Source organism: Bradyrhizobium sp. CCBAU 11386 (genome assembly GCF_028128955.1).
In the GTDB taxonomy this organism is placed as follows: Bacteria; Pseudomonadota; Alphaproteobacteria; order Rhizobiales; family Xanthobacteraceae; genus Bradyrhizobium.
In genome coordinates, this window is record NZ_LBKA01000027.1 from 98643 (window position 1) to 123710 (window position 25068).

Genomic DNA, 25068 nt, shown 5'->3' on the forward strand with positions numbered 1-25068 from the left:
GGAAGCATGGGTTTGCTCGATGGCAAGATTGCGCTCGTCACCGGCGCGGGGACGGGAATCGGGCGCGAGTCCGCGATCCTGTTGGCACAGGAGGGCGCAACGGTCGTCGTGACGGGGCGCCGGATCGACCCGTTACGGGAGGTCGTAAGCGTCGTGGAGAAGGCCGGCGGCAAGGCCGTCGCTCGCGCGATGGACGTGGCTTCGCGGGAGGCGATCCTGGAGACGGTTGCCTGGGTCAAGCACAATGTCGGGGCGATCGATATTCTCGTCAACAATGCCGGTAGCGCCAGCAGGGTTCTGAACGCGCGCTTCATCAGCGAGGCGGAGTGGAACGCCACGGTGAACGTCAATCTCACCGCCGTGTTCAACCTGACGCAGGCCGTGCTCGAGGACATGATCGCAAAGAAGGAGGGCACGGTGATCACCGTGTCGTCGCTCGCGGTCGTCAATCCGAACCTGCTCGGCGGTGCCGCTTATGGTGCGGCCAAGGCCGGCGTGAAGAACTTCATGGCCTTCCTGCACAATACGTTTCGTAATCAGGGCATCCGCGCTACGACGATCCTGCCGGGTGAGACCGACACGCCGATCATGGACAATCGCGCGAGGCCGCCTCTGGATAGCGAACGCGCCGTGATGCTCAATCCGCACGACGTCGCGCGCGCGGTACTGCTCTGCGCCAGCCTGCAAAGGGGCGCGGTGATCCCCGAACTGCATATCTGCCCGACCTTCATGCGCGACACCTCTGCCGATATCGAGACGGCGCGCTGGGTCGGAGCGCCCGCGGGCCTTGCCGACAAGCCGAAGAGCTAGAGAAGAGGATCTCCCATGAACGGAGCGAAATTGCGCGCGCGCCTTGTCAAGGACGAGGCGGTCACCATGTTCACGCCGCACCACGCGTCATCGGGCCTCGCCGTCCGTCTGGTCGAGCTCGGTGCCGACGCCATCTTCGTCGATTGCGAGCACGGCACCTGGAGCTTTGAGGATGTGCGGGTCACGGCTCAGGCCATCCGCGGCGCAGGCGGCGCCGCGATCGTCCGTCCGCACTCCCACGAGCGACCGATCCTGATTCGGTATCTCAATGCCGGCGCCGACGGGTTGATGGTGCCGATGGTCGATACCGCCGATCAGGCGCGCGCCATTGTTGACGCGGTCCGCTATGCATGTCCCGCCGACCACGAGAAGCGGCTGATCATCGCGATGATCGAAACGCCGCAGGCCATCGAAAATATCGATGCCTTGCTGGCGGTCGAAGGCGTCGATGTCTTCTTCATCGGCCCCGGCGACTTGTCCCAGAACATGGGGTATCCGCCAGCGCCGCCGTTCGGGCAGCCTCGGCCGCAGGCCGTCGTCGAGCGGGTGGCTTATGCAGTCAAGACGATCAGGGCGGCCGGAAAGGTCGCGGGCACGCTCGTGACATCAGACGAATTGCCGTCCTGGCTCGATCACGGCGTGCGGTATTTCTACATCCACTCAGATCCGTTCCTTCGCGTCGGACTGGCCGGCGTCAAGAAGATGCTCGTTCGGTGAAGGGACCGAGTTGGAGTTCGGTGGCTGAAGCTGGCTCAAACTTGCCCATGTTGGATTGGCGCATCTTTGACGGCGCGCAGCGAGGGGCAACCGCCCAAGCGATGATCAGGCGATGATCAAGAGAACGAGAGATGTGAGGGATCTCACAGGGGAACTTCGAGTCTTGCACTAGTCAGAGCTTCGACTCTCTCAGAACCAACGGAGGTTCGCATGAAGCTCCTGATGATCTCTGGCCTGGCTGCGCTCGCGGTTTTCGTGGCCGCGACGAATATGCAGCGATCGCATCCATTACCGGTGAGTCGCACATCGGTAGCTGGGATGCCCCCGGTGCAGGAGATGCAAAGACAGGCGCAACAAAGCAAACTGCCGGTTGAAGATTTCGCAGATCGATCTCTTGTGTTTCCAAGGGGAACACAGGAGTAGAAGGAATACTCCCGTCGCGTCTCAACCAATAGTGGTCGAGCTGGACGTCTTGGACGGCTCGTATGTCTTCGAACGGTCACAAGCGCTGTCTCAAGGACCCATGAAAATCGGGTTGATCCCGATGGGATCGCCGAGCAGTCCCAAGGATTGAAGCCGCGCGCTGTGAATGTCGACTTCAAGGACGGCCAGGAGCAGCGCCAACACGATGGCTATGTAGACGAGCAGTGGCGACGCGCCCTGGCTGCCGGGATCGCGGTCTCGTGGCGGCGACGCGCGAAAGTGCCACAACCGCGAGATGAGCTGCAGATAGGTTTTCGGGTGTACTTGCATGTCCAGCCTCGGTCCATGAGGCGTCCTTGGCAAGACTGCGACCACGTCGATCGCCAATCAAGGCGCCGCTTGTCGCACTTGGAACCGAATACGAGCTACCCCCATTGAGCTGGATCAAATGGGTGCGTATTTGCCCAGAGGCCGGGCCACGGACACGCCACGGAAGATATCCGCAGAACGATCGCCGGACGTCACGGGACGGCATTTGGCCGTGGTGAAAAAGCCGGGCAGAATGGCACGGTGGGTGCTTCGCTGTGAGTGTCTCCGACGGCCAATGGATTTGACCTTGCGTCTCGCCACCGCCCTTCTGACGGCATCGCTGCTTCTCCCGCTGCGGCCCGCGCAGGCGCAGTTGGCGGGGCACGGCGGGCCTGTCCGCGCAATCGCCGTTTCGGCCGATGGCAAGACAGTTTTGTCGGGGAGCTTCGACACTGCAGCGATCCGATGGTCCCTGGCAACCGAGTCCGCCGAGCAGGTCCTTCGCTTCCATTCGGGTGCGGTGAACGCGGCTGCCTTCCTCGGAGACGGACGAATGGCAACGGCTGGTGCGGACGGCCAGATTGCTATCTGGACGCCGGGCCGGCTGCAACCAGACCAGGTTGTCGAAGGTCATACGGGACCCATTGTCGGACTCGCCGTTTCGCCCGATACATCGAAGCTCGCATCGGCCTCGTGGGACCACACCGTGCGGATTTCATCCCTGTCCGACGGTGGGACGCGCGTGCTGCAAGGTCACTCGCAAAGCGTGAACGGTGTGGCCTTTGCCCCCGACGGAAAATCGCTGGTGAGCGTTGGCTACGATCTGACGGTGTGGATCTGGCCCCTGCCGGGCGGCAGCCCCGAGATCGTTTCGATGCCGGCGCCGCTGAATGCCGTAGCCATCTCGCCTGATGGCGAAATCGTCACCGGCGCGGCGGACGGGAAGCTGCGCATGATGACCGCCGATGGCAAGGTGAGTGGCGAGGTCATGGCTGGCGCCAGGCCGATCGTGGCCCTGGCAATCTCGCAAGACGGTGCCTTGATCGCCACGGGGGCAATTGACGGCACCGTTACGATCGTCGATCGCAAGGCGCGCAGCGTGATGCGCACGCTCGCCGGGCTCGGCGCGCCGGTCTGGTCGGTCGCGTTCCTGCCCGATGGCGCGACGCTCCTGACTGGCGGTGCTGACGGCAAGATCAGGCGCTGGAATGCACTGACCGGCGCGGCGATCGGGTCGAACGTGCTGGGCACGCCGGCGGATCCGCTCGCTGCTTATGTCGGCGATCACGGCGCCGAAATGTTCAGGGCCTGCGTCGCCTGCCATACATTGTCGGAGACCGAGGTACAGCGTGCCGGGCCGACGCTTGCGGGACTCTTCGGCCGGAAGATTGCCTCACTGCCGGGCTATCGCTTCACCGACGCGCTCAAGGCGATGGATATCGTCTGGACGCCGGAGACCGTCTCAAAACTGTTCGAGATCGGGCCGAACGCCTACACGCCTGGTACCAAGATGCCGGAGCAGAAGATCGGCTCGGCCGAGGATCGCCGCGCGCTCACGGACTTTCTGGCGCGTGCGACGTCGAAGTAGCCGGCAGCAACGCCTTGCGCCTCCTCAAGCGAAGGCGGCAAGGTTCCAATGTCAACGCCCTAATACCCCGGCCATCGCTCCACGGGAATATTCGTTAGCTCCGGGTTCTCCTCGAGCATGCGAGCCACGTCGATGCTGGGACGTTCCTTGAGCGCCGTCACGACACACTGGTTGACGTATTTCCGGCGTGACAGCCACTTGACCTTCTTGCCCTTTGTCTCGGCCTTGCAGGCGACGATCGCCTGTTTGAGCGCGACCTTTTCCGCCTTGGTGAGGGCGGCAGCCTCGACGGCTGTGCCGGCGAGAACCGTGACGACAAGGCACGTCGAAAAAACCAGCATGAAACGAGGCATGTGGCAATTCATGCGGCTATTCCTTGTTCTCGCGTTGGCGCAGATAGTCATCCGTCGTCCGTGGTGGCGCGCGTTCCGGAACGTCCTGGATCGGATCGAACTGCTGTTCGCTCATGACAATCACGCGACAATCGGCGCACATCCGCAAGGCCTCGGTCCGGCGGTCCCCGGTGGGATACATCCAATGGTGCCCCTCGAGCTTCGTCGCGATCCGATCGATCGTGCTCTTCACGCCGAAGGGCGTGCCGCAGCGGACACACAGGGCCGGTTCTTCTTCCTTGATGACTTGCGCCTGCGCACGCCTTGCCCGGAAGTCGATCTGCGGGGTGAGCGTGATGACCTTCTCAGGACAGGTGCTCTGGCACAGGCCGCACTGCACGCAGGCGTCCTCCACGAATTTGAGGACGGGACGCTCGGGATCGGCGCGGAGCGCGCCGGTCGGGCAGGCCGAAACACAGGACAGGCACAGCGTGCAACCGCCGGTGTCAACGGTGATCGCACCGATCGGTGCACCCTCGGGCAGAGCGATCACGTCGACCGGCTTTGGCGCGAGGCGATGCAATTCACTCAGGCCGAAGCGAAGCAGATCGCCGCGCTTGCCGACGGTCCGGAAAGTCGCAGGATTCTCGAGGCCGGCGAGGGGACCAATCGCCGTCAGTTGGTCAGCCAGAGTGTCGGGATCGTCGGTTTCGATCGTGGTCACGCGGTGGCCCTGAAATCCGAGCCCGGCAAGAATGGTCTCGGCCATGACGATCGTCTGCAGCAATCCGGTCACGCCGTGTCGCGGCTTGGCGCGCAGGAGAAACCGCACGGCCGCCGCGCCATACGCGAATGCGCCGATAACGGCCTCCAGGCCGACCTGCGTCAACTCGTTGACAGCGAGGGGAAGCACGTTGGCTGGCAGTCCGTCGCCATGACGGGCGAGTGCATCGATCAGCGGCGTGCCGTGCTGGCTGTCATGCAGCAGCAGCACCGGATGCGTGCCGCCAGCTTCGCGATAGGCGAGCAACATGGCACGAAGGATCTGCAACTGGGTGTCGGCGGGCGGCAGCGCGTAGGATGCAGCTCCTGTGGGGCAGGCGGCTGCGCATTGCCCACAACCTGCGCAGACGTTTGCGTTGACAGCGACATGGTCGCCGTCCGGCGTAATCGCGCCGGTCGGGCATAAGTCAAGGCAACGATGGCATCCGGTCAACTTCGAGCGCGAATGCGCGCAGAGGCTGGGCGTGAAGTCGACATATCTCGGCTTGTCGAAACTTCCGACGAGATCGCGAGCGGCAAGCACCGCGCGCAGCACCGCCGCCGGATCTCTCGGATCGGCGCGGAGATAGCCGTCCCGCAGGTCGTGCGCCGGAAACAGCGGCGGCTCGCCGGAGAGGTCGAGCACCAGATCGCAGCGCGAGGTCACCCCGTTGCGCTGGGCCTCGAACACGAAGCGGTCGCGCGAAGAGGGGTGCGGTTGCGCGTAGTCGTCGATCGTGAGCTCGAAGGCACCAAAATGTCCCCGCGCGTTGCGGATCTTGCCTTTGACGATCGGAAACACTGCGGCGGCAGGCGGCGTAATGTCTGTCGGCGGCTTGAGCATGACCGTGACATCGAGATGGTCTGCGAGCAGCCTCCCGGCTTCGATCGCGGCCTCGTCGCGCCCATAGATCAGGATGATGCCGTCACTCGACAATGTGACCAGCGGAAAGTCCGGTGCGGGAATTGCGGCCGCCGCAAGCAGCGCCGCCATCTTCGCGCCCGCATTCGCACCGTCGCGCGACCAGCCCGCCGTCTCGCGGATATTGACAAAGGTGATCCCGCCAGGGCGTTCGCCGATCTCATGGGTGAATTGCGCAGCCTGCTGCGTGCAGGCGACTGTCAGCGGGCCATCTGCCTTTGCTGCATTGCGGAAATGATCGAGCTCTGCGCCGCAGAGATGGCGAAAGCTTCTGATCTCGCAGTTGGGGCACCCCCGCCGGATCGCGGCCGTGTCGAGGCGCATCGTGTCTTCACACGAGCAGATCAGGACGGTCTTCGCTGGCTGCTCCAGGTGAATCCCTCCGCCGGTGCGGCGCGAGTCTATGGACTCGCGCCATTCCTGCACCTCATATAGATTTTCACTATCGGGAAGAAAAGGAAAGTGGAGACGGCCTTGCGGTCGACCCCAACCAGCCACGTTTCCCTGGTGGAACCGATCCAACTGCCGCCGCCCTTCACGCTGGTCCGGTTGCGTGAGAGCGGAGACGCCTTTGCCCACGCCTGCGGCATTGCACCCAAGCGCGGCGCCGGCACGCTGGTGTGCGTCGGGCGGTTCGATCTTGCCGAATTCGCCGTGGTGCTCGAGCCAGGCGAACTCTTGAGCACCGCGCGGCGCGCCTTCTACGCCGGCATGGTCGCGCTCACCGACGCTCTTCGCGCCTATGCGCCGCCCAACAAGACGGTTGCGATCCGCTGGCCCGGCTCCGTCGAGATCGACGGCGGGCTGGTCGGCGGGGGGCGGATGGGGTGGCCATCGTCCGCGCGCGAGAATGAACCGCCCGCATGGCTGGTGTTTGGCGCCATGATCCGGACGGTCGCAATGGCCGATCAGGGGCCCGGCGTTCATCCTCTCGCGTCCGCGCTGGACGAGGAGGGCTTCGGCGAAGCGGGCGCCGTGCAGGTGACCGAGAGTTTTGCACGGCACCTGATGCGGGTGATCGATCGTTGGCAGGTCGATGGCTTTGACAGCGTCGCACGCGATTATCTCAGCCGGGTTCCCCGTGAGCGGCGAACTGTCCTGAGGATCGACGAGAGCGGCGATCTCCTCACGCGCCACGTCGGTACCGGCACGGTCGAGCGGAGCGAGCTCGTCAAGGCGCTCGCCAAGCCATCCTGGCTCGATCCGAAGCTCGGAGGACCACGACTGTGAAACTGCTCCGCACCATCGCGCTCGATCCCTCCGACACTTTCGTGTTCGATGCGGCGGCAGAGCCCGGCGATTGGGCCGTCTCCGGCGCGTTCCGCTTCTGCGACCAGGATCCGGCGACGTTGAGCGGCAAGGCGCGCGCGGCGTTCCGCAGCGGCTTCCTCGGGGTGCAGTCCTGGGGCTGGTCGACGCTGGTGCAGATTGTGCCGGCAACGGAGAGCGATTGCCGGGCGCTGATCGAGCTCCTCGCCGGGCAACTCGTCGATCGTTTCGGCGCGCCGGATCCGGCAACTGCGCGGACGGCCGCCGAAGAGGAGGTCGCCTTCGTGCGGTCGCTCTGCACGCATCCGATCAGTTCGCTCATTGCCGTCCACCGCTCGGTGAGCGACGGCGAAGTCCGCGAGACGTTCCGCAGGCTGCAGCTGCGGCAAGGGCAGGGGCACGGCAAGGCGTTCTCGTTCATGGAAGCCGAGGATGATGTCGAACCCGACAGCAATGTCAGGCTTGCCGATATGAGCCAGGAGCCGCAGCATCGATGAATGATTTCTGGATCACATGCGGCCACCATCTGCTCGATCGCGAGGCAGGCGGCGGGCTTCGCGTCACCGACGAATTCCTGAAGGTCTATTTCGTCCGGCCCGAGCTGGTTCCGCCGGACGAAGCCTGCCCGGTCGAGCGGCGGCTGCACCGCGAGCTGCTTGCCGCTCCCCGCCGGGCGGTCAGTGCGGACGAGATCGCAGCGATTGTCGATGCGGATGCCCGGGAGAACTGGCGGCTCGTGCTTGCCGTTCGCGATCTCCTGGTGCGGCATTCGACCCTGGAGGCCGCCTATCTTGCAACCGTCCGGTCGGGGGGAAACAGATTGCCGCCGCTGTTCGTCAATCAACTCGTGCATGTCATCCTGCGCAATGCGCTGGATGGCTGCGATGACCCGTTCGTGCTGCGCGCCGCCGAGCTGTTCTTCCGCCCACAGCGCATCCTGCCGCAAGAACGGGCCTTGCTGCTCGGCGATGAGGAGGTCGTCGGCGGGCAGAGCCCGACCCCGGTGCTCTCGCTGATGTCTATGCTGGGGGCCGTGACCGATGCCGAGCTGGACGTCTTGAGCGAGGGCAACGCCGACGACTATTGGCACCGAAGCGACCATTTCGACATGGCTTTCGATCTCACCGCGGGCGGGCGCGGGCCGAGGGCGCTGGCGCAGGCGATGGCGCGCTGGATCTCCCATCTGCTCGGGATCGACGTCTGCATTGAGCCGCTGCGCGAACTGCGTGATGCGCGGCTCACCTGGTATGTTGGGCTCGACGCCGATGCGACCAGGCTCGGCGACCGTCTCTGGCATGGCGAGCAACTCGACGACCGCAGCGCCGGCCGCGTGCTCTCATTGTTCCGCCTGACGTTTGCAGACCCGAGTGCGGCCGCAGACGAGATGCAGGGCGAGCCGGTCTATCTCTTCCTGTCGATGAACTCCGATCAGAAGCTCCGGATGAAGCCGCAGAATTTGCTGACGGGGCTGCCGATCAAACACCTGGAGAGGGTGACATGAGCCCGGCTGCGCTGCCGCTTGTGCGTATCCCTGTCGGTATCGTGGTCGGGCGGTACAAGGCGGACTCGCCGTGGACCGACTTTGTCTGGCGCGCTGTCGCCGTGCTGCCGGACGAGCCGGACACGAAGTCCTGGACGGCGCTCCGTGACGAGGGCGGTGGGACGACGCTGTTCTATGCCGGCAGCGCTACGGTCGATCTCTACAGTTCCGAGACGGCGCGCTATCGCGACAATCTTGCTACGGGTCGTCCGAGCATCTGGACAGTGTTGTCGCCTGCGGAAGGCTCCTGGCCCTATTCGGTGACTGCCGCCACCGCCGATCCTGCGGAAGGCGAGGCGTTCACGGAGGCCGGTGCGAATCTGGTCGAGGCCGTCCCCATGCCGGAAGTGCTGCGTGAGCAGATTGAAAGCTTCGTTGCCGAGCACCACGTCGAACGGGAGTTCTTCAAACGCAAGCGGCGGCAGGCCGATCCGGAGGCGCTGGCGCGCCGGCAGCATGAAGGCGGACACGAATGAGTGAGGATAGGTTCCTGGCGCGCTGGTCCCGTCGCAAGCAGGAGGCAAAGGCGAACCCGACGCAATCGGATCCGGCAATGCGTGATGACACGCAGCCGGCACTGCCGCCCGCCGCGAAGGACGACGAAGCGGAGTTCGACCTCTCGAGCCTGCCTTCGATCGACTTGATCACGTCAGCGACCGACATCAAGGCGTTCCTGCGCAAAGGGATTCCGCAGGAGCTGACGCGTGCGGCGCTTCGTCGCGCCTGGAGCGCTGATCCCGCCATTCGCGACTTCGTGGGGCTTGCGGAAAGCGCGTGGGACTTCAACGATCCGACCGCGATGCCGGGCTTTGGTCCGCTGGATTGTTCGGAAGCAGAGCTGGCCGCGTTCGTGGACAGAATCGTCGGCGGCCTTGGCAAGTCAGCCGAGACGCTGTCTGAGACTCCGGTTGAAGTCACGGATTCTTCGCGGGAATTGCGCCAGGTCGAGAGACCGAATGTCGAGATCGTCGCCGAAGAAGCTGCGCCCACCGAGCCCGCACCTGTTCCTGCTGCAACGCAACTAACAGTCGCCGAAAACACTGGAAGCGAACAACTGTCGATTCCTCGCCGCACGCATGGCGGCGCGTTGCCCCGCTAGGGCCCCCGACGAAAGGCCATAGCCTCGGACTATGGGAGGCGATTGACCCTCCGTTGGGCCGGGACTACGCTTCGCCTAGCGCTTTGTAGCAAAAGCAAAATCAGCACCTGGGACTTGGATGGGAGGTCCACGTGCGTGATGATGGCCTTGAGCGAGCCATTTACGCCGCTGGCGGCGTTGCTGGGCTTGCGCGCAAAATCGGCATCAGCCAACCCTCCGTTTCGAACTGGAACCAGGTGCCCGTACAACGGGTGATTGCGGTCGAAGCGGCTACCGGCGTATCGCGCAAAGACTTGCGGCCTGATCTGTACGGCGAGCCGCTTCTGTCCGAGGGGCTGATTGAACCCGTCGATGCGGCGCGTGCGCAGGAATATCTGCTGCTCGCGACGCTCTTGTCCGCAGCACCGTCAAGAAGGCTGCTCGATCAACTGGCCGCATTGACCGGTGATGCGACGCCACTCGGGCGCGCGCATGCTGAGCTGGCCGCGGCCGCCGCCAATGCAGACGCAGCGCAGGCCGAACGCGAATATTTCGATCTGTTCGTCGGTCTCGGCCGCGGCGAGCTCTTGCCCTATGCCTCCTACTATCTGACGGGATTTCTCAACGAGCGGCCGCTGTCGCGCCTGCGCGCCGATCTCGCCGCGTCCGGGATCGAGCGCGCCGCGAATAATTCGGAGCCGGAAGATCACGCCGCCATCCTGTGCGAGATCATGGCAGGTTTCGCGGGAGGCCGCTTCCCTGCGTCGTTCGAGGCGCAGCGCGCATTCTTTGACAAACACGTCGGGCCCTGGATAGGGCGGCTGTTCGCCGACATCGAGGGCGCGCAGAGCGCCGTCTTCTATCGTGCGGTCGGCGCGCTTGGTCGCGCCTTTATCGAGATCGAGACGGAGGCATTCACGTTCGCCAACTGACCTGCACCGGCGGGTCCAGGAGAGATGCGATGAGTGAAGACAGGAAAGCCAAAGTCGGGCGCCGCGATTTCCTGCGCAAGGTCGGCGCCGGCACGGTGGGCGCCGGCGCGACGCTCGCGACACCGCTGGTCGGGTCCGCGCAGGCTGATAGCGAAACCAACGATGAGAAGCGCAAGGCGCGCTACAAGGAAACCGATCACGTCAAGGCCTTCTATCGCGTCAATCGTTATCCGGCCAAGGGAGGTTGACCGTGCTGATCAAGCGAGCAAACCAGCGTTCCCTCCGCCATGGTTCCGTTGCCGAGTCCCTTGCGGGGCAGGCCGGTGGTCTCGACCGCCGCAGCTTCTTGCGCAAATCCGGTCTCGCCGGTGGCGCGCTCGCCGCGCTCGGCACGCTGCCGGTCGGCGGCGTGCGCAAGGCGGAGGCGGCGATGGCCGGTCCGCTCACCGCAGGTGCGAGCGTCCGCAAGAGCATCTGCACGCATTGCTCGGTTGGGTGCACGGTGACGGCCGAGGTCCTGAACGGGGTATGGATCGGCCAGGAACCGAGCTGGGATTCTCCGATCAATCGCGGCTCGCATTGTGCCAAGGGCGCATCCGTGCGCGAGCTCGTGCACAGCGAGCGACGGCTGCGCTATCCGATGAAGCTCGTCGGAGGGCAGTGGACCCGCGTGTCCTGGGATACCGCAATCAACGAGATCGGCGACAAACTTCAAGCCGTACGTGAGAAGTCGGGCCCCGATTCCGTCTATTGGCTTGGCTCGGCCAAGATGACCAATGAAGGCGCCTACCTGTTCCGCAAGCTTGGCGCATTCTGGGGAACCAACAACACCGATCACCAGGCCCGCATCTGCCATTCGACCACCGTCACCGGCGTCGCCAACACCTGGGGCTACGGCGCGATGACCAACAGCTACAATGATATCCGCAATGCGAAGACCCAGGTCATCCTGGGCGGCAATCCGGCGGAGGCGCATCCGGTCTCGCTGCAGCACCTGCTCGAGGGCAAGGAACTGCAAAAGGCCAACTTCGTCGTCATCGACCCGCGCCTGACGCGTACCGCCGCGCACGCGACGGAATATGTGCGGATGCGGCCGGGCACCGACATCCCCGTGCTTTACGGCATGATGTGGCACATCCTCCAGAACGGCTGGGAGGACAAGGAGTTCATCCGGCAACGGGTCTACGGATTCGACGATCTCCGCAAGGAAGTTGAAAAGTGGAATCCGGAAGAAGTCGAGCGCGTCACCGGCATTCCCGGCGAGCAGCTCAAGCGCGTCGCCAAGATGTTTGCCACCGAAAAGCCGGCCACGCTGATCTGGGCCATGGGGCAGACCCAGAAGACCGTCGGCACCGCCAACGTGCGTGCCAGTTGCATTCTGCTGCTGATGACCGGCAATGTCGGCGGCGCGGGCATGGGAGCCAACATCTTCCGCGGCCATGACAACGTGCAGGGCGCGACCGACGTCGGGCTCGATATCGTCACGTTGCCGTTCTACTACGGCCTCGCCGAGGGCGCCTGGAAGCATTGGTCGCGGGTTTGGGAGGTCGACTATGACTTCCTGAAGTCGCGGTTCGATTCCAAGCAGATCATGGAAACCCCCGGCATTCCGCTGACCCGCTGGTTCGAGGCGGTGACGCTGCCGAAGGATCAGGTCGCGCAGAAGGACAGTGTGAAGGCGGTGTTCGTGCAGGGACACGCCTCCAACAGCATCACCCGTATCCCTGAATCCCTCAATGGCCTGAAGGCGCTGGAGCTGCTCGTCATCGCCGATCCGCATCCGACGACCTGGGCCTCGCTCGCAGTCGAGGCGGGGCGCAAGGATGGCGTCTACATTCTCCCGGTCGCCACTCAATTTGAGTGCAAGGGCTCGCGGGTTGCCTCCAACCGCTCGCTGCAATGGGGCGAGCAGATCGTGAAGCCGGTGTTCGAGTCGAAGGATGATCTCGAAATCATCTACCGCCTGGCTAAGAAGTTCGGCTTCGCCGACCAAATGTTCAAGAAGATCAAGGTCGAGAACAATCTTCCTGAAGCAGAGGATGTCCTTCGCGAGATGAACCGCGGCAGCTGGTCGACCGGCTATTGCGGGCAATCGCCCGAGCGCCTCAAGGCGCACATGAAGAACCAGGCGAAGTTCGACATGCTGACCATGCGCGCGCCGAAGGACGATCCCGAGGTCGGCGGCGACTATTACGGCCTGCCCTGGCCATGCTGGGGATCACCGGAGGTCAAGCATCCCGGAACGCCGCTGCTCTACAATACCAATCTGCATGTGATGGATGGCGGCGGCACGTTCCGGCCGCGGTTCGGCATCGAGCGCGAGGAGAAGCTGCCGGACGGCACGACGCGCAAGGTGAGCCTGCTCGCGGACGGCTCATACTCGCTGGGGTCGGGAATCCAGGACGGCTATCCGGAATTCACGCTCGCGAGCTTGAAGAAGCTCGGCTGGGACACCGAGCTCACCGAAGCGGAAATGGCCGTGATCAACAAGGTCAACCCCGCCACTCCGGACGCGGTGTCGTGGTCGCTCGACCTGTCGGGCGGCATCCAGCGCGTCGCGCTGGCGCATGGCTGCGTTCCCTATGGCAACGGCAAGGCGCGCATGAATGCCTTCGGCTTGCCCGATCCCATCCCGGTTCACCGCGAGCCGATCTACACGCCGCGCGTCGATCTCGTCGCCAAATACCCGACGCTGCCCGACGCCAAGCAGTTCCGGATGCCCAATATCGGCTTCTCCGTGCAGAAGGCTGCGGTGGAGAAGGGAATTGCAAAACAGTTCCCGCTCATCCTGTCGTCCGGCCGCCTGGTCGAATATGAGGGCGGCGGCGAGGAGACCCGGACCAACCCGTGGCTCGCCGAATTGCAGCAGGACATGTTCATCGAGATCAATCCTGCCGACGCCGCCGAGCGCGGCGTCAAGGACGGCGGCTGGGTCTGGGTCACGGGTGCCGAGAACAATTCCCGGGCGAGGATGAAGGCGCTCGTCACCGAGCGCGTCGGCAAGGGGGTCGCCTGGATGCCCTTCCACTTCGGTGGCTGGCTTGCGGGCAAGGATCTACGCGGCAACTACCCGAAGGGCACCGACCCGATCGTGCTCGGTGAAAGCGCCAACACGATCACCACCTACGGATACGATCCCGCGACGAATATGCAGGAGGCCAAGGTCACTCTCTGCCAGATCGCGGCGGCATAAGGAGCAACGACGATGGCACGTATGAAGTTTCTCTGCGACGCCGACCGTTGCATCGAGTGCAACGCCTGCGTCACGGCCTGCAAGAACGAGCACGAGGTCCCCTGGGGCATCAACCGCCGCAGGGTCGTCACCATCGCCGATGGCAAGCCGGGCGAACGATCGGTCTCGATGGCTTGCATGCACTGCACGGATGCGCCGTGCGCGGCAGTGTGCCCGGTGAACTGTTTCTATACCACCGCCGATGGCGTGGTCCTGCACTCCAAGGATCTCTGCATCGGCTGCGGCTACTGCTTCTACGCCTGTCCGTTTGGCGCGCCGCAATATCCGAAGGTCGGCAATTTCGGCTCGCGCGGAAAAATGGACAAATGTACCTATTGCGCCGGCGGCCCCGAGGCCGATGGCAGCAAGGAGGAATACGAGAAATACGGTGCGAACCGCCTGGCCGAGGGCAAGCTGCCGCTGTGTGCCGAGATGTGCTCGACCAAGTCGCTGCTCGCCGGCGACGGCGAGATCATCGCCCAGATCTATAAGGAGCGCGTGCTGAAGCGCGGCTACGGCTCAGGAGCCTGGGGCTGGAAGACCGCCTATCGCGAGACGATCGAGTCCTGAAGCAGGCCGCGGGCGACGCGGCACAAATGCCGGGGAGGAGTCCATGTCCTCATTTGCAAGGTTCATTCGACCAGCCATCGGCGCGTGGGCGTTGCTTCTGTTGATCATGGCAGCTCCGGCACCGTCGCTGGCCCAGCAGATCAATCCGACGGCGAGTTCGGTCAACGAGCGCCAGTTGCTGCAGGAGATGGATCGGATCCAGGGACGCGTCAGCATCCCCGACCAGCGCTCCAGCGTGCTGATACAACCTGCTGGCCGCGAGTGGCGCGAATTCCGCAACGTTGTGCTGCGGTGGATCGGCGGCGTTGCTGTGCTCGGCATGCTGGCGGTGCTGGTGATCTTCTATTTGACACGCGGCATGATCCGCCTCGAAAGCGGTCGATCCGGCCGCACCATCGTACGGTTCAACACCTTTGAGCGCTTCGTGCACTGGATGACCGCGACATGCTTCGTGATCCTGGCGATCTCGGGACTGAACATCACGTTCGGGCGGCCGCTGCTGCTTCCGCTGATCGGATTTGACGCCTTCTCTGAATGGTCGCAATGGGCGAAATTCGCGCACAATTACCTGAGCTTTCCCTTCACGATTGGCGTCGTGCTGATCTTTCTGATGTGGATCGGCGGCAATTTCCCCGACAAGGTGGATCTGGAGTGGATCAAGCGCGGAGGCGGCCTGATCGGTCACGATCATCCGCCGGCTCGCCGCTTCAACGCGGGGCAAAAGGGGATCTACTGGATTGTTGTGATCGGCGGTGGCCTCGTCGCCGCGACCGGGTATCAGCTCATGTTCCCATTCTACGCGACGGGAATCGAGGGCATGCAGATTGCCCAGATCGTTCACTCCGTCGTGGCCGTGCTGTTTATCGCCGCGATGCTCGCTCACATCTACATCGGCACAATCGGGATGGAGGGGGCTTTCGAGGCGATGGGATCAGGTGAAGTGGATGTCAACTGGGCGCGCGAGCACCATAGCCTGTGGCTCGACCAGGAGTTGGCAAGGAGCGGCCCGAACGATTCTCAGCCGCGGCCGCGCCATGCTGCGTCCGCAGCCGAATAGAGCTCGGAGCATTGCCTAAAGACGCACGCCCGTCGTCGCAAAGGCTTCTGCGACGGGTTGCTGTACGCTGTCGAGCACGGCAACTCCAGCCACCGTGATTACGATCGTCGCAACACAGGCAAGGATGAAAGCCTTCATCGCGATCTCTCCTCGCGAGCGTTATACAGGACTTCTGGCCGCGAATAAACGCTGCGCTTGGGCAGGTCGATGCGGGCCGCAGCTAGATGCTGGATGCGAAGCCGGCGTTTCGGCTCTCCGCAGCTCGTTCCAGATCCCACGCCCGCTGCAGACGCTCGGCGCTTGTCGACTTCAATATGCCGGCCCAGGCGTTACCAAGTGTCTTGATGCCTTCGTGCAGACTGGAAGCGTTCCCGACCGACCAATCAGGCAAGCCCATGGGGACGCTGATCGACCAGGACCAGCTGTCTCCGGACCGATGGACGTTGCCGATCACATGCCCCTCATAGATGACGACGTAGTGGTCCTTGACGTCCGGCCACCGAAGCTTCGCATTGAGGGAAATAGATTGTTTCATGAACAATGCTTGTGTCGTAGGGCTGGCGGGTAAATCACTTCGAATGCAATGCTCTGAACGCTCGCGATCGGCGCGTCCGGTCAACAACTTCCAAAAGAGGCCCGGGCACCAGGCGGATGGTCTCGTGGCTGGCCGCCGGCCGAGGAGGGGAGTGCCGGGACGACCGAGGTTTCCAAGCTTGATCCCGACCTGTCGGTTTGACACTATGCCGACATATTCGGAGAAAGTCATGTACAAGTCATGTCTTGTTGCGATCGCAACTGCCGTCTGTTTGTATGCATCGCCCGCCAGCGCTCAGGTGAGGCCGTACCCTTTCGGCGATGAACCGTATCGCCTGAACTGGTATCCCGATCCCGAGATCGCGGCCGGCTGCTGGAAATGGAATTGGCAGCAATATCAGTGGGACAACTATTGTCCGGTCTACGTTCGTCCCAAGGCTTACATGTACCCGCGAGCGCGGGCGGTGGTCGTTCGCGCGAAGGGGTGACGGGCGGGGCCGATGCGCGGCGCCTTGCGGAGGCGCCGCTCGGTCCTATCGATCAGTAGTTCTCGATCGTGCAGGCGATCTGGCTGTGCTTGCCGAAATTGAGCAAGGCATTGCCGCGGAAGCCGTCGACCCAGACGCCGGGACCGGCATAGCGATATCCGACTCCCATCGGGACCAGGCGCACACGCACGCCGCCGGAGTGGCCCGTATGCAGCGATGCCGTCACAACCTCACCGGCAATGGACACCGCGATCGGGCACAGGGGGTATTGCCTGCCGTTTTCGCAGCTGAAGACGAGTTCCGAGCAGCTGCCGATCGCGCTCGGTGAAGCCCGCAGCGCCATGTCGGCGGCGGTGGCCGCGCCGGGATTGCCGGCCAAGCCGCCTCCCATGACAATGGCTGCCGCGAGACCCTTGGCCCTCAAATTGCGCATCGTTGCCCCCAATGGGTTCTTAAAATCACCGGCTAACAGAGCAAAAATCACCAACAGCGTCAAACCGCAGTGTCTTCCACGATGCCGTCGGGGCGAGCTTGGTGCTCATCTGTTGCTTTCCCGTGACAGGGCGCGGTGGTGCATCTTGGCCCGTAGCAGCGTGTCGGAGGGCAATTCGCCGAACTCGCTGCGATAGTCGCGCGCAAAATGACCGAGATTGCCAAAGCCGCATTTCGCGCAGACCTTGGTGACGGTCGTCCGCGAACCGGCCTCTGCCAGCATGTCGTAGGCATGAACGAGGCGGATGCGCTTTAGCACCGACAGTTTCACTTATCATGACAACGATGGCTTGCTGGGCTCGAACACGGCATCGGTCAACCTGACCATCGCTCCGCCGCCGAACGGCGTTACATCAGGTGATGAACGCTCCCATAGGCCCCGGTGAAGAGGCTGCGTGCCTAGATCTTCTGCTGCGCTCCGGGGCCTACAACGTTGACCGTGATCTTCTGAATTTCCGTCCGGCCGCCGGCATATTTGACCTCGATCGTCAGAACGTCGTCGCCGATGAAGTCGGGCTGCGACTTGTAGAACGCGACATAGGCCGGCACTTCCAGCGCGAGGCATGACTTGTAGTTCGTGGCTTTCACCTTCGCCGACTTGACCGTCACCTTCCCGGATGCGGGCGCATTGACCAGGCGGATCGTCGGCAGGGGACCCGACGTGCAATCGGGTAGCACGTTGATGAAGACGCCGACTCGCGTGTCCTTATTGGGGGCGGATTTGACCGTTCGTTCGACGGGAGACAACGCGTCCTCGGCCAAGGCTGGTGCGACGAACCCAGACAACGTTGCGATGGCCGCGGACAATAATACCCTCATTGGTGGTCTCCCGCTTGCCGCGTTTTCCCGGTCGATTCGTTGCAAGATGCTCAATTTAAATGCTTTTTCGGCGCCCTGTGTACCGATTAGCCAATTTACCACGGCGCACCAAAAACCCTTCGTTAACTAGTTGATTTCGTTGACCCCCGCCTCGGTTAACAATAGCTTAATAGCGAAATTTTTCGAATTGCTTTCTACAGACTTGATTTGAACTGCACAGTGTTTTGGCAGGGGTAGATTATGAACGCACAATTTCAGGTAGCGCAGGCTACCGGCACGGCTATTCCGACCAACGCAACTCCAGTCCGAACTTTCACGCTGGCAAAGCCGCTAACAGATCAGGCGGTGGTCGTACATCTCGGATTTGACCAGAAGGTCAAGCTCGATTTCTCGGCGATTGCCAACGAAAAGATCACGCTCGTCCATGTCGGCGAGAAGCTGATCATTCTGTTCGACAACAAGTCGACGATCACGGTCGATCCGGTCTTCGATTCCCGTCACGACGATCAGCACCTGCTCTCCATCGAGCTGGCGCCCGGGCGCGACGTCAACGTGCAGGAATTCGCGAGCCTCTTCCCCATCACCACCGACCAGTCCGTGCTGCCTGCGGCCGGTGATGGCAACGGCAATGCCCAGGGCAGCGGCGCCAATTTCTCCAATGCTGCGGTCGATACCTTGAACGCCGGCAATCCGTTGGACCTGCTCGGGCAGGAACAACTCGGCAATTTCGTCCTCAATCCGGAGACGTTCGCCGGACTGCCCGCAACGACTCCGCCGAGCGCAGCCTTTACGCTCTCGGGTACGATCGTCATCCACGATGAAACCGTCGACGTCCAGATTCTGAACGGCGCGAACGATCAGCCCAATGCTGGTCTGCCCGCAGTCTTCTCTGCCGTCGGACTGATCGGATGGGCCCAAAGCGCCGTTTCGGAGATCGCGTCGTCGAGCGCCAGTTTCGGCAGCGGCGGGACCGGAACGGTCGTCTATGCGCTGACGACCTCTACCGGCGCGGCGTTCGCCGGCGTCGATTCCGGTCTGCAGGCCACGGTCACCGGCAATGAAATCTTCCTGTTCACCGAGGGCAATCTGGTCGTCGGACGTGAGGGCGCTGGCGGCGTGGCCGATCCGAACGGTGCAGTCGCCTTCCAGCTCTACCTCGATCCGGCGACGCTGAAGCTTGACGTGGCCCAGTATGAAGCCATCAAGCACGGCACCGCGTCCGAGCCCGACACGAGCGAAGGCGCGCAGCTTGGCGACGTGGTTTTCGTGCAGCAGACGGTGACCGACGGCACCGGCAACACGGCGACTGCGGTGTCGACCGGTTCGCTCGGCGTGTCATTTCTCGACGATGGTCCGACGGTCACGCGCGGCGAGGGCAGCGAACTGCCTTCCATCGGCCTGCTGAATCTCGACGAGACCATTGGTCACGAAGACAGCCCGCTGGTCGATCGTTACAACACCGGCGAGACTGAATCGAACGGCGTCACGCCGAACGGCACTCTGGACGACACCGGAGTGACGACCATCACGGTGTCCACCGCGCCGACGCAGGGCCAGGCGATCGGCGAATTGTCGACGCCTGCGGGCGGACTTGCCAATCTCTTCCCGGCGGCGCTCGTCGACTTCGGGACCGATGGTCCCGGCCCGGACGGTGGCGTCACCAACGTCCTCAAGCTGGTGCTCTCGAGTGAGACGGTCGGCACGAATCTGACCGCGACGGCGCTTGCCGGCACTTCGCTCGCGGGCCTCGACGCAGCCGCGCGATCGATCGTCCTGGTTCAGGTCAACGACACCACGATCGAGGGCCGGATCGTCGGGGACGGCGTTGCCAATAATGGCGACGAATACGTCGCCTTCCGCATCTCGCTGGTGAACGCCAGCGATCCTGCGACCGCGCATATCACGGTCGACCAATTCCTTGCGATCGATCACGGCGGCTCGGAAGACCCGTCGGTGTTTGACGAGCAGATCCTCCTCCACCTTACCGGGACCGATACGCTCGGCCTGCAACTCACGACGACAGTCACCGACGGTGATGGCGACCAGGCCAGCTCGACGGTTCAGGTCAACCTGATCGGCAGCGAGAATTCGTTCATCGCATTCGACGACGACGGTCCGACGATCACGCGGGAGGAGGGCGAACATCCGGCCAACGTTGGCCTGCTCAACCTCGACGAGACGATCGGTCAGGGAGACAGCCAGCTCAGCGATCGCTACAACGGGAGCGAGACCGAATCCGGCTTCGGGCCGTCGAACGGCACCGCTGATGATAAGGCCACCACCGTTACCGTCGCGATCCACCCGACGCAGGGGCAGGCGATCGGCGAGCTGTCGACCACCGCGGGTGCACTTGCGGAGCTGTTTGACACAGCCATTGTCGACTTCGGAACGGACGGTCCTGGCGCCAAGGGCGGCATCAGCAACGTCCTCAAGCTGGTGCTTTCCGGTGAAACGGTCGACACGACCCTGACTGCGACCGCGCTGGTCGGCACGCCGCTCGAGAACCTCACCGCGGCGCAGCGCGCCATCGTGCTGGTTCAGGTCGACGACAATACGCTCGAAGGGCGGATCGTCGGTGACGGTGCGGCCGAGCATGAATACGTTGCCTTCCGCATCACCCTTGACGACGCCACCGATCCCTCCGGGGCGACGATCACGGTCGATCAGTTCCTTCCGATCGACCATGGTGGCTCCGAGAATCCGTCGCAGTTCGACGAGCAGACGATCCTGCATCTCGTTGGAAACGGAACGCTCAACCTCGAGCTCACGACCACTGCCACGGACGGGGATGGCGACCAGACCAGCTCGTCGGCCCAGGTCACCCTGATCGGCAACGAGAGATCGTTCATCGCGTTCGACGACGATGGTCCGACGGTAACGGTATCGGAGACGGAAGGATTTGCCGTCGTCCACGACGAGACCCTGCTGTTGCAGAGCCCGCCGTTCGGCGACGACAATGACATTCTGTTCACGCCCGTTTTCAGCGGCGTCATCAATCCCGGACACGACCCGCAGGGCCTCTTCGGTCTTCCCATCGGGTACGCGCAGAGCAACGTCGCCGCGCTCACCATCGACAATGTGGACTACGGCACCGACGGCGCGGCCAAGACGGGCGCCCAGGTCTTCTCGCTGACGCTGACCGACGCGCAGGGCCAGAGCACGACCGGCCCGGTCGATGCGATGCTCACCACGACGGAAGGGAAGGAGATCTTCCTGTTCCTCGAGAACGGGCTGATCGTTGGCCGTTACGACGGGGGCGATCCCGGCAATGACGTGACGGGCACCAACGATCCGGCCGCGTTTGCGATTGCGATCGACCCGGTGAGCGGCAAGGTGTCGGTCGTCCAGTATGTTTCGCTTCACCATGACAGCGCCGATATCGACGGCGATATCGATGAGGCGGTCTCGCTGGCAAACGCCCTCGGCCAGGTCAAGGCGACCGTGACGGTCACCGACGGCGACGGCGACCACGCGTCGGCGTCCGCCAACATTGGCGGTGATATCCAGTTCGAGGACGACGGCCCGCTGGTGGCGGCGACGGTGTCTCGCAATTTCGGGGTGACGGCGGACGAGAACCCGGGCAACCAGGCCAACGACGTCGACGGCCCGCTGGCGATCTTTGCGGGCGTGCAGAATCCCGGCGTTGATCCGGATGAGCCCGGATCGCCGCTCGCCTCTGCGACAAGCAGTGGAGCGGCGCTGTCGATCCTGCCGTATTTCGGCGTCGACGGCCCCGATCCGACTGCGGCGATCACCTATTCGCTCGAGCTGAAATCGTCCACGTCCGGGGTGACCTTGACGGACGGAACGGAGATCACCCTGTCGCTGGATCTTGCCGGCCGGGTGATCGGCACGGTGGGCCAGGACAATGTTCATCCCGAACTGAGCGGCAAGACCGCCTTTGCGGTCGCGATCGATCCGGTCACCGGCAAGGTCTCGGTGGTCGAATATCTCTCGCTGCATCACTCCGATACGTCCAATCCGAACGATCAGGTTTCGCTGGCCGCGGGCTCGATCTCGGCCGTCGTGACGATCAAGGATGGCGATGGCGACACCGCGTCCGCGTCGGCGGATATCTCGAGCAGGATCCACTTCAACGACGACGGTCCGGCGCTGACGATCGGCACCGACGTCACCACACCGGAATTTGTCGCGCTCGCGCTGAATCTGGACGAGACGATCGGCCATGACGGATCGCTGCCGGATCAATACAACATCGGCGAGGGCGAATCGGGCGGCGGAACGCCGAACGGAATCGCCGACGACACCGGCAACGCCACCGTCACGTTCACGACGGACGCGGCCTCGACGGCTCAGATCGGCGAGCTGATGACGGGCGCGGGGCTGCTGGCCCCCTTGTTCACGAATGCGGTGATCGATTACGGGGCCGATGGTCCCGCTCTGGTCAACCCCGTTACGTCCGCGCTGAGCCTTGTCCTGACGGGCGCGCCCGAAGTGGGCGGCATCAAGACCAATCTCGTCGCGACCGCGCTGGCTGGTAGCCTGCTCGAAGGCACGTCACAGGAGCATCGGACCGTCTGGCTGACGCTCGAGGGCGGTCAGATCGTCGGCCGCGTCGGTCATGATACGCCGTCGACGGGCGATGATTTCGTCGTGCTGCGCATCTCGTTGAATTCGACCGATCCGGCCACGGCACAGCTCGTGGTCGATCAATTCCTGCCGATTGATCACGACGCGTCGGAGCCTGCCGGGTCCCAGCTGCCCGAGAGTCCCTCGCTGTTCGACGAGTCGGTCTCGTTGCTGACGGCGGTCGCCGGCCAGAGCGTCGGCGTGAAGCTGACTGTGACGGTGACTGACGGCGATGGTGATCATGTCACGAAATCCGCTACTGCCACTCTCATTGACGGCAACAACTCGATCGTCTCCATCGACGATTCCGGTCCGACGATCTCCGCTTCGCAGGAGTGCGTCGATACGCCGCTTGCCTATGTCGGCATCAAGGCGGGGAATGTCGACGAACGCGGTCTCGACGGTCCGAGCGATCAGGACGTGCTGTTGTCCGGAATCGGTCAGGGCAATGGCCCGAACCCGAACACGATCAATACGACAGGTAGCGATATCGGCGTCGGCAACCAGTCGATCGAGGGCCATGAGGTCCATGGAGGCAACGACCAGCCTGCGGAGATCCTGCGGCTCGACTTCGTCAACAATGTCACGTTCCCTGCCAATACCTTCGCCTATAATGGGCACTATGAGGTTGATGCGCCCTCGTTCACGATCCACCAGATCCAGGGCAGTGCGAGCAACACGGCGACGGTTTTCGTCCAGGTCTTCAACGCCAACGACAACACCGACTTCACCGATGATGGCAACCCGCTGCCGATCACGCTGAACGACGTCACCGTCACCGGCGACGCCAGCTACACCAAGATTCCGGTCTATGACGGCAACACGCTTGTCGGCGTCGTCATCGTCGGCCTGAACGAGGGGGCAACCGTCACGGTTGACACGTCGAGCGATTTCAATCGTCTCGTCATTTCCAATTACGACAACGTCGCCTTCTCGAGCACGCCGAACGGCGCGCCGACCCTTCCGGTCGACCCGAACGATCCGCAAGAAACGAACGTTGGTCATCCGTTCTCGGTCAGCGGCATTTCGTCCGTCGTCTGCGCTCCCGCCACGCTCACCGTCACTCACGACGAGAGCGCAGGATTTGATCCGCAATCCGGCCCGAACCCGGAGAACGACGTCAATCCTGCGATAGCCCCGAGCGTGCTGACGGCCGCCATTGCCGGCGCCCAGATCGGTACGGTTCTCGGCTACGCCGAGTCGACCGGCGCCGCCACCAGCCTGTTCACGACGCCTGATTTCGGCACGGATGGACCCGGCCCGGCCGGAGGTGTGTCCTATCAGCTGACGAATTCCACCGGTGGCGGATTCACCGGCCAGGATTCCGGGCTGAACACCACGGTCGGCAACCACGACATCTTCCTGTTCACGGATTCCACCAATCCGAACATCGTCTGGGGCGTCGACAGCAACAACGTCCAGACCGGCGAGAAGGTGTTCGCGCTCTATGTCGACACCGACGGGCATCTGTGGGTCGCACAGTTTGCGGCGATCGCGCACAATGTCGATGGCTCGACGCCTGCCGCGTACGACGACGAGGTCTCGATCACGAACGGCCTCGTGTACATCTCGGCCACCGCGACCGACGGTGACGGCGACACCGCCCATGCCGTTTCGCCCGCCGGGCTTCACATCAATTTCCAGGACGACGGTCCGCATGCATTTGCGGAGGCATCGCAGGATGTCCCGGAGGGGTCTGCTCCCGTCACGGGTCAGCTGGATTTCGATCCGGGCGCCGACGGCGCAACCGTCACGCAGATCAACGGCGTGGCCCTGTCATTTGGCAACGACGGGTATTCTCAGGCCGTCTCGATCGCCCATGGCAGTCTCCAGGTCACCGCTGACGGTGCCTACAAGTTCGTTGCTCAGCCCGATGACGTCTATAAAACCGGCGGGCCGGCGAATTTCACGTACACCGTGACCGATGGCGACGGCGATACCTCGGCATCGACGGTGTCGTTCGTGGTCACCGACGACAGCGATCCGACCACGGTGACGTTGAACGACGTCACCGTGAACGAGGGCGTCGGCACGGCGACGATTTCGGCCAGCGTGGACCATGCACCGCAGGGCAGCAACCTCGTGCTGACCTTGAGCAACGGCGCGACGATCACGATCCTTGCCGGTCAGACCACGGGCACCTCGACGCCGTTCGCGGTGCAGGGCGACGATCCCTATGTCGATCACGAGAGCTACAGCGTCTCGGTCACCGGTGCGACCGGCGGCAATTACGAAGCGCTGAACACGACCGACACGGCGACGGTGACGGTCAACGACACGATCAACACCAACTTCGTGACGCTGCACGATGTCGTGGCGTTCGAGAACCAGACGTTCGTTTACACGGCGCACATGGACTATGCGTCGCTGACGCCGTTCACGGTGACGCTGAGCAATAGCGTGAACATCACCTTTGCGGCAGGTCAGTTGACTGCGTCGTCCGGTCCGCAGCCCGCGCAGGGCGATGACGTCTATCTGGATGGCCACGCGACCCAGGTCTCGATCACCGGCACCTCCGGCGGCAATTTCGAGGCGGTGAATTACTCAACCTACGGCCACGCCACGGTCACGATCAAGGACACCATCGACCCGGTAACGGCGACC

24 protein-coding genes are annotated in these 25068 nt (G+C 63.4%); 16 read left to right on the forward strand and 8 right to left on the reverse strand.

Annotated features, from left to right (window positions below; translation table 11 throughout):
- Positions 1–6 precede the first annotated feature (6 nt).
- From XI09_RS06805 to XI09_RS06815, 3 genes are all read left to right on the forward strand, one after another.
- Positions 7–810 (forward strand): SDR family NAD(P)-dependent oxidoreductase, encoded by an 804-nt coding sequence (locus tag XI09_RS06805; protein WP_271566184.1) that lies wholly within the window; start codon positions 7–9, stop codon positions 808–810.
- A gap of 15 nt (positions 811–825) precedes the next feature.
- Positions 826–1527, forward strand: a complete 702-nt coding sequence (locus tag XI09_RS06810) for an HpcH/HpaI aldolase family protein (RefSeq protein WP_271566185.1) — start codon at positions 826–828, stop codon at positions 1525–1527.
- A gap of 210 nt (positions 1528–1737) precedes the next feature.
- Positions 1738–1950: a hypothetical protein gene (locus XI09_RS06815; RefSeq protein WP_271566186.1), complete on the forward strand. Its 213-nt coding sequence runs from the start codon at positions 1738–1740 to the stop codon at positions 1948–1950.
- 90 nt (positions 1951–2040) lie between these two features.
- Here the strand turns inward: XI09_RS06815 and XI09_RS06820 are convergent, their stop codons facing one another.
- Entirely contained in the window at positions 2041–2280 is a 240-nt protein-coding gene (locus tag XI09_RS06820; protein WP_271566187.1) for a hypothetical protein, read from the reverse strand.
- A 274-nt stretch (positions 2281–2554) separates the two neighbouring features.
- Between XI09_RS06820 and XI09_RS06825 the strand changes: the two genes are divergently transcribed.
- Positions 2555–3847, forward strand: a complete 1293-nt coding sequence (locus tag XI09_RS06825) for a c-type cytochrome (protein ID WP_271566216.1) — start codon at positions 2555–2557, stop codon at positions 3845–3847.
- A gap of 59 nt (positions 3848–3906) precedes the next feature.
- On the opposite strand, the gene XI09_RS06830 is transcribed toward XI09_RS06825, so the two are convergent.
- On the reverse strand, positions 3907–4212 hold the full coding sequence (locus XI09_RS06830) for a hypothetical protein (protein WP_271566188.1): 306 nt from the start codon (positions 4210–4212) through the stop codon (positions 3907–3909).
- A gap of 4 nt (positions 4213–4216) precedes the next feature.
- Positions 4217–6187 carry a 4Fe-4S binding protein gene (locus XI09_RS06835; RefSeq protein WP_271566189.1) on the reverse strand — a complete coding sequence of 657 codons (1971 nt, stop codon included), beginning with the start codon at positions 6185–6187 and terminating at the stop codon, positions 4217–4219.
- A gap of 183 nt (positions 6188–6370) precedes the next feature.
- On the opposite strand from XI09_RS06835, the gene XI09_RS06840 reads away from it, so the two are divergent.
- The 10 genes from XI09_RS06840 to XI09_RS06885 all read left to right on the forward strand — a co-directional run bounded on the left by XI09_RS06840 (position 6371) and on the right by XI09_RS06885 (position 15541).
- On the forward strand, positions 6371–7093 hold the full coding sequence (locus XI09_RS06840; RefSeq protein ID WP_333939041.1) for a biotin/lipoate--protein ligase family protein: 723 nt from the start codon (positions 6371–6373) through the stop codon (positions 7091–7093).
- Positions 7090–7629: a DUF6505 family protein gene (locus XI09_RS06845; RefSeq protein ID WP_271566191.1), complete on the forward strand. Its 540-nt coding sequence runs from the start codon at positions 7090–7092 to the stop codon at positions 7627–7629. Before XI09_RS06840 ends, XI09_RS06845 begins: the two co-directional genes overlap by 4 nt.
- Positions 7626–8633, forward strand: a complete 1008-nt coding sequence (locus XI09_RS06850; protein WP_271566192.1) for a DUF6352 family protein — start codon at positions 7626–7628, stop codon at positions 8631–8633. Before XI09_RS06845 ends, XI09_RS06850 begins: the two co-directional genes overlap by 4 nt.
- A complete protein-coding gene (locus tag XI09_RS06855) occupies positions 8630–9148 on the forward strand; it encodes a DUF3305 domain-containing protein (RefSeq protein WP_271566193.1) in 519 nt (172 codons plus the stop codon). The genes XI09_RS06850 and XI09_RS06855 overlap by 4 nt, the downstream gene beginning before the upstream one ends.
- Positions 9145–9771: a DUF3306 domain-containing protein gene (locus tag XI09_RS06860; RefSeq protein ID WP_271566194.1), complete on the forward strand. Its 627-nt coding sequence runs from the start codon at positions 9145–9147 to the stop codon at positions 9769–9771. The genes XI09_RS06855 and XI09_RS06860 overlap by 4 nt, the downstream gene beginning before the upstream one ends.
- A 131-nt stretch (positions 9772–9902) precedes the next feature.
- Complete coding sequence (locus XI09_RS06865; RefSeq protein ID WP_271566195.1) at positions 9903–10682, forward strand: molecular chaperone TorD family protein; 780 nt, start codon at positions 9903–9905, stop codon at positions 10680–10682.
- A 29-nt stretch (positions 10683–10711) separates the two neighbouring features.
- Complete coding sequence (locus XI09_RS06870; protein ID WP_271566196.1) at positions 10712–10930, forward strand: twin-arginine translocation signal domain-containing protein; 219 nt, start codon at positions 10712–10714, stop codon at positions 10928–10930.
- A 2-nt stretch (positions 10931–10932) separates the two neighbouring features.
- Positions 10933–13875, forward strand: coding sequence for a formate dehydrogenase subunit alpha (locus XI09_RS06875; protein WP_271566197.1), 2943 nt, complete (start codon positions 10933–10935; stop codon positions 13873–13875).
- A 12-nt stretch (positions 13876–13887) separates the two neighbouring features.
- Complete coding sequence (gene fdh3B, locus XI09_RS06880) at positions 13888–14484, forward strand: formate dehydrogenase FDH3 subunit beta (protein WP_011088224.1); 597 nt, start codon at positions 13888–13890, stop codon at positions 14482–14484.
- A gap of 43 nt (positions 14485–14527) precedes the next feature.
- Complete coding sequence (locus XI09_RS06885; protein WP_271566198.1) at positions 14528–15541, forward strand: formate dehydrogenase subunit gamma; 1014 nt, start codon at positions 14528–14530, stop codon at positions 15539–15541.
- A gap of 15 nt (positions 15542–15556) precedes the next feature.
- Here XI09_RS06885 and XI09_RS06890 read toward each other — a convergent pair whose 3' ends face one another.
- Positions 15557–15679, reverse strand: coding sequence for a hypothetical protein (locus XI09_RS06890; protein WP_271566199.1), 123 nt, complete (start codon positions 15677–15679; stop codon positions 15557–15559).
- An 82-nt stretch (positions 15680–15761) separates the two neighbouring features.
- A complete protein-coding gene (locus XI09_RS06895) occupies positions 15762–16076 on the reverse strand; it encodes a hypothetical protein (RefSeq protein ID WP_271566200.1) in 315 nt (104 codons plus the stop codon).
- Positions 16077–16305: 229 nt separating this feature from the next.
- Between XI09_RS06895 and XI09_RS06900 the strand changes: the two genes are divergently transcribed.
- Positions 16306–16563, forward strand: a complete 258-nt coding sequence (locus XI09_RS06900; RefSeq protein ID WP_271566201.1) for a hypothetical protein — start codon at positions 16306–16308, stop codon at positions 16561–16563.
- 52 nt (positions 16564–16615) lie between these two features.
- On the opposite strand, the gene XI09_RS06905 is transcribed toward XI09_RS06900, so the two are convergent.
- From XI09_RS06905 to XI09_RS06915, 3 genes are all read right to left on the reverse strand, one after another.
- On the reverse strand, positions 16616–17059 hold the full coding sequence (locus tag XI09_RS06905; RefSeq protein ID WP_271566202.1) for a hypothetical protein: 444 nt from the start codon (positions 17057–17059) through the stop codon (positions 16616–16618).
- 42 nt (positions 17060–17101) lie between these two features.
- The gene (locus XI09_RS06910) at positions 17102–17314 is read right to left on the reverse strand and encodes a helix-turn-helix domain-containing protein (protein ID WP_271566203.1); all 213 of its coding nucleotides are present in this window, start codon (positions 17312–17314) and stop codon (positions 17102–17104) included.
- A 140-nt stretch (positions 17315–17454) separates the two neighbouring features.
- Positions 17455–17874: a hypothetical protein gene (locus XI09_RS06915; protein WP_271566204.1), complete on the reverse strand. Its 420-nt coding sequence runs from the start codon at positions 17872–17874 to the stop codon at positions 17455–17457.
- 240 nt (positions 17875–18114) lie between these two features.
- Here XI09_RS06915 and XI09_RS06920 point away from each other — a divergent pair.
- Positions 18115–25068, forward strand: a 6954-nt coding sequence (locus XI09_RS06920; protein ID WP_271566205.1) for a DUF5801 repeats-in-toxin domain-containing protein, incomplete at its 3' end; no start/stop codon positions are given.